Annotated in this window: 5 protein-coding genes; 3 read left to right on the forward strand and 2 right to left on the reverse strand. The window is 67.8% G+C overall.

Annotation, left to right across the window (positions count from 1 at the left end; all coding sequences use genetic code 11):
• Nucleotides 1-182, reverse strand: a 182-nt coding sequence (locus tag CCN33_RS28720) for a TetR/AcrR family transcriptional regulator (RefSeq protein WP_140394726.1), incomplete at its 3' end; no start/stop codon positions are given.
• Between the two features lie 474 nt (nucleotides 183-656).
• Here CCN33_RS28720 and CCN33_RS28725 point away from each other — a divergent pair.
• Both CCN33_RS28725 and CCN33_RS28730 read left to right on the forward strand, forming a co-directional pair.
• Complete coding sequence (locus CCN33_RS28725) at nucleotides 657-1,028, forward strand: DoxX family protein (protein ID WP_086696315.1); 372 nt, start codon at nucleotides 657-659, stop codon at nucleotides 1,026-1,028.
• A 160-nt stretch (nucleotides 1,029-1,188) separates the two neighbouring features.
• Nucleotides 1,189-1,494, forward strand: coding sequence for a UBP-type zinc finger domain-containing protein (locus CCN33_RS28730; RefSeq protein ID WP_086696316.1), 306 nt, complete (start codon nucleotides 1,189-1,191; stop codon nucleotides 1,492-1,494).
• Between the two features lie 82 nt (nucleotides 1,495-1,576).
• On the opposite strand, the gene CCN33_RS28735 is transcribed toward CCN33_RS28730, so the two are convergent.
• Nucleotides 1,577-2,044 carry a nuclear transport factor 2 family protein gene (locus tag CCN33_RS28735; RefSeq protein ID WP_086696317.1) on the reverse strand — a complete coding sequence of 156 codons (468 nt, stop codon included), beginning with the start codon at nucleotides 2,042-2,044 and terminating at the stop codon, nucleotides 1,577-1,579.
• A 644-nt stretch (nucleotides 2,045-2,688) separates the two neighbouring features.
• Here CCN33_RS28735 and CCN33_RS28740 point away from each other — a divergent pair.
• Nucleotides 2,689-3,396, forward strand: a 708-nt coding sequence (locus tag CCN33_RS28740; RefSeq protein ID WP_140394727.1) for a PAS domain-containing protein, incomplete at its 3' end; no start/stop codon positions are given.

Below are 3,396 nucleotides of genomic sequence, written 5' to 3' on the forward strand. Positions count from 1 at the left end.
AAGCGGCGGAAGACGGTGCCTTTGCCGAGGCCGGCGCGGTCCGCCAGAGCGTCCATGGTCACCTTCTGCGTTCCCTGCTCGTCGATCATCTCGCGAGCGGTCCGCAGGAGCCGTTCACGGTTGCGCAAGGCGTCGGCGCGCTCACCACGCGGTTTTCCGAAGGGCACGACAGGCAGGTTCACGGGCCCAATGTACCTTCCCGAAAACGCTAACCGGGGTAAAGTCCGTTTACGTGCTAGCGTGCAACCACGCGCCCCGGCTGTCGGGCCGTGTCCATCGACCACCCGTGCCGGAAGCGAGGAGTTCTGTGCGCCTGTTCCGTTCGGACGCCGGTATCTCCTGCGACGTCCGCCAGTGGAGAGAGCGCCTACCGTGTCACGGCCAGGGGGATCGCGGCCTACCCCAAGGGCGCGATGATTGCGCCTTCGGTCCCAGCACTTCGCGAGGTGCGCGGGACCCGGTGATCGTGGGCGCACTTCTCGACAACAGGCCCACCGTGCTGATCACCGCCCTCGGCGGCGGCCTGGGCACTCCGCGGGAGAGCCTCAAGGAACTCGGCGCCCAGTGGCACATCGCCGGCCGCGCACTCGCCGTACGCGACCCCCGAGTGGGGGCAGCGCCATCCCGAACGCCCTTGCAGACAAGGAAATCTTGCAGTGAACGTCTTTCTGTGGATCATGCAGATTCTTCTGGCGCTGGTCATGCTGGCCAGCGGCGCACTCATGCTCGCCCGGTCCCGTGAGAAGCTCGCCGACTCGATGACGTGGGTGACCGCCTTCACCCCGGCCCAGATCAAAGGCCTCGGTCTGCTGAAGGTACTGGCCGCCATCGGGCTCGTGCTACCGGCCGCCACCGGCATCGCGCCGATCTGGACCCCCATCGCCGCCGTCGGTGTGGCCCTGCTCATGATCGGCGCCGCGATCACCCACCTGCGCGCCCACGAGTTGCCCAACATCGTTGTGAACGCCGTCCTGTTCGCCCTTGCCGCCGTCATAGCCTGGGGCCGGTTCGGCCCCTATGCCTCCTGACGGTTCGTCTCTAGGCGAACTGAGCTGCGCGTCAGCGCGCCGTGGTGCGCGCTGTCGTCCGGCTGGGCAGGGGCGTGCGTGACGAAGTCGTCCTGCCGGCCATGAACAGTGGCGTACGGGGCGAAGGGTGGTGTACCGACCGCGAGATTAGGCTGGGGCCATGACCACCTGGGTGCCCCGAACGGACGGCGGCCGACCGGAGGGCCGGTACTGCGTGCACGGCGATCAGTACGACCCGCCCCCTGCGGCGGCCGACGGCTGCCACGAGTGCGTGGCCGCGGGAAAGCGGTGGGTCCATCTGCTGAGGTGCCTCACGTGCGGGCACCTCGGATGCTGTGACAGCTCACCCGGCGCCCATGCCTCCTCGCACTACGAGGAGAGTGGACACCCCGTGGCCAAGTCGGCCGAGCCGGGGGAGGAGTGGGCGTGGTGCTACGCCGACGAGGTGTACCTGCGGCAGCAGTGACCTTGCGCTGTTGTTCACCCGACGCGCGGAGTGTTGACTCCACATCCTGAACGACGGGGCGGAGGTCGGGGATGCATGATGGTCAGAACCCGAGATCGCTGAGGCCGGGGTGGTCGTCGGGGCGCCTCCCCAGGGGCCAGTGGTACTTGCGGTCGGATTCAGAGATCGGGAGATCGTTGATACAGGCGAGACGGACCCGCATCAGGCCATCCTCGCCGAAGTCCCAATTCTCGTTGCCGTACGAGCGGTACCACTGGCCGGAGTCGTCGTGGCATTCGTAGGCGAATCTCACGGCGATCCGGTTCTCGGTGAACGCCCACAATTCTTTGATGAGTCGATAATCCAGCTCGCGGTGCCACTTGCGGGTCAGGAAGGCCACGATCTCTTCGCGTCCGTTGATGAACTCCGCTCGGTTGCGCCAGCGCGAGTCCACCGTGTAGCCCAGCGACACCTTCTCAGGATCGCGGGAGTTCCAAGCGTCTTCCGCCAGCCGGACCTTCTCGATCGCCGTCTCCCGCGTGAACGGTGGCACGGGTGGACGTGTGGTCATGACTGTTCCTCCCGGATGATGGGATCTGCGAGTCGCCCCTGAAAGGCAGAGCGCGGGCCACGCGTCAGTAGTCAGCCGGACCCGTCACCTTCTTGGAGGCTAGCCGCGGTCCACCCCATTGCCATGGGAGACACGTCGGTTGCGGAGGTGCTGCAAGGTTTTCAACCATTTCGCATATTTTTCGGTGGTATGGGCCATCAGCCTCATGGAGCAGGGCGGCAACCTCATGAAGGGCGGCGGCCGTGCTGGACGGCGGGGAGGGAAGTGCACCACCTCTCATCCCGCACCCTCAGGGGCCAGCGAACGCTCCCGCCGCCGAGCCACCGCTCGGACCGGGATGACGGCGAGTTCCGGGCGACGTTCGCCTACACCGCGCCGATCGGATCGACAGCGCGGCCCGCGAGCGCCTCCTCACCCTCCACCTGGACCCCGCGTGGCCCGGCCGTCTCCCGCGCGGGCGCAGCAGCGGACACCCCGACGAAGTCCTCGCCCAGGCAGCCACTGGGCTGTACTTCCGCGGACCGGGGGCGACGCGTCAAGCGCCTGGACGTGGAGCTGACCGGCAGAGGGGGCGAAAAGATCGGCGGGCGCGAGGGCGGGACAGTTCGTAGATTGAAGAGGAAGTAACTCCCCGGGACACGCGTATGACGACACCGGAGATCGACTACACGGCGGTGTTCGCCGTCCTCCCGAGCCCCTGCCTGCTGCTGGGCACGGACCTGGTGATCGCTGCTGCCAACCCGGCCTTCTGCGAGGTGACTGGACGCAGCCGGGCCGAGCTGGTCGGGCAGTACCTCTTCGATGTCTTCCCGGACAACCCCGCCGACCCGGAGGCCGACGGGACAGAGACGCTGAAGGCCTCGCTGCAGCGGGTGCTGTCCTGCGGCCAGACCGATCACATGGCGCTGCAGAGGTATGACATTCCGGTCGCCGGCAACCCCGACGTGTTCAAGGAGCGGTGGTGGACCGCGATCAACGTGCCCGTCCTTGGCCCGGACGGCAAGGTCGCCTGGATCCTCCACCGGTTCGAGGACATGACCGACGTCGTCCGCGCCCGCCGCACGGCCTACCCGCCGTCGTTCAGCCCCGGCCGGGAAGCGGCCATGGAAGCGGAGCTGTACGCCCGGGCACGGCAGCTGCAGCGGCTGAACGAGGACCTGCGGCAGGCCCACGCCCGTGAACGACGCATCGCCGTCGCCCTGCAGGAAACCATGCTCCATACCCCTGACCTGGCCCGGCACCCGGGCGTCGCCGTGCGCTACCTGCCCGCGACCGGAGCCCTGAACGTGTGCGGTGACTGGTACGACGCAGTCGACCTGTCCGCTGACCGCTTCGCCGTCGCGGTCGGCGAC

The organism is Streptomyces recifensis (assembly GCF_002154615.1).
GTDB lineage: Bacteria > Actinomycetota > Actinomycetes > Streptomycetales > Streptomycetaceae > Streptomyces > Streptomyces griseoluteus.

Excerpts from the sequence above, each read along its gene's own strand:
- CCN33_RS28730 (WP_086696316.1), top strand. The coding sequence starts at position 1,189 with ATGACCACCTGGGTGCCCCGAACGGACGGCGGCCGACCGGAGGGCCGG.
- CCN33_RS28735 (WP_086696317.1), bottom strand. The coding sequence starts at position 2,044 with ATGACCACACGTCCACCCGTGCCACCGTTCACGCGGGAGACGGCGATC.